Source organism: Streptomyces sp. NPDC053755, assembly GCF_040677675.1.
In the GTDB taxonomy this organism is placed as follows: domain Bacteria; phylum Actinomycetota; class Actinomycetes; order Streptomycetales; family Streptomycetaceae; genus Streptomyces.
In genome coordinates this window covers 1-1,358 of record NZ_JBFASK010000085.1, presented here as the reverse complement: position 1 = coordinate 1,358, position 1,358 = coordinate 1, and the positions used below count along the sequence as shown (strand labels likewise).

At 66.9% G+C, this 1,358-nt stretch carries 1 protein-coding gene and 1 pseudogene; one reads left to right on the top strand and one right to left on the bottom strand.

Annotated elements, in window-relative coordinates:
- Window positions 1-391, bottom strand: a pseudogene (locus AB0K65_RS32330) (hypothetical protein); the annotation flags it as partial.
- Window positions 392-981: 590 nt separating this feature from the next.
- Here AB0K65_RS32330 and AB0K65_RS32325 point away from each other — a divergent pair.
- Window positions 982-1,358, top strand: a 377-nt coding sequence (locus AB0K65_RS32325; protein ID WP_365722868.1) for a hypothetical protein, incomplete at its 3' end; no start/stop codon positions are given.

Here is a 1,358-nt window from a genome sequence, read left to right as displayed (position 1 = left end):
CGGCGGCGTTGACGGGCACGATGCCGAGCCCGCGCGGGGCCTTGGCCGAGCGGACCAGCGTGTTGTCGATCGGGGCCCACTCGCCGTCGGCGTTCTTCGCCCGCTGCGGCGAGGCATGCATCCGGGTACGCATCTGCCCGTTGGGCAGGGCCCACGTCTGCCGGGTCGCGGTGGTCGCCGTGTCGACGAGCACCTGCTTCTTGGACCGCTTGGCCTCGGCGACAGCGGCCGCCTCGTCACGCGGACCGGTGGACGCCGGCTTCGCCTCGGTGGCCTTGCTGTTGCCCTGGGCGACGGGCGGGGTCTGGGGCTGCCACCAGGGGATGAGGGCAGCGGTGAGGGCGGCCAGGACGAGGCCGAGAGTCAGGGACAGCCGGGTGCGCGTGCGCACGAAGGGGCTGAGATATCTGGGTGGCGGCGCGGACACGGCGGTCTACTCCCGTAAAAAACAGGCGGAATGGGACAGCACAAGCGGCCCCAACGGCGAACCGTGGGGCGGATGGGCGCGCACACGATCACACGTGGACCACAGGGCGTCCACACATGAGAATTTTATGAATCCGTGACTCAGGGGCGGGAGTTGGCCTCTGTGACGACCGACATCTCCACTCTTGGGGCTTTCCGCCCCAGGAAATGACAGGAATGGCCCTTATTACCGGATCTTTCTGAAAGATCGTGAGTGATGTGCTCTGGTCAAGAATGGCCGGTGAGGCAACTCACTCGACCGGAGGGTCGTCACAGCGCGTGATCTTGAGTTTCCCCAGGTCATGACGGACAGTGCCGACGCGCGCGTCTGAACGGACGTGCGCTCTTTGGTGTTTCTGCACCTTCTCTGTTGTCTGTTTTTCCTGGGTGGGAGTCGACGCGATGCGTTCTTCAGGTCCACCGTCATGGCTGGGGCGGGGACGCCTAGCCGTGACGGAGTCACAACGACGGCGTCGGCGGCTGAGCCGCACGGCGACTGTCCTCTTGTTGTCCTCGATGCTGACGGTGACGAGCCTCAGTTCGCAGGCGTTGGCGATTCCGGGCGACGGGATGAGCCGCGAGGAGCAGACCTCGCAGGTCGATCTGCCGGACATTCCCCAGAGCACGGAGCTCGAGGGTGATGAGACGGCGCAGAAGGCGCTGACGACAGCCCCTGAGGTGCCGGTCACCCCGTACGTACCGACGGCGATCACGCCGTGGGTCGCGGATCTGGGTACGGCGACGCTGACGGAGACGAGCGCGCCGGGCACCACGGTGCCGCTTTCGGCGAATCTGCCGGTGGCGATCGGTGTTCCCGAGGGCGGGGACCCGACGGCGCTGGACGGTCAGTGGAGTGTCGACCTGAAGCCGGTCGAGGCGTCGCAGGACGCCGG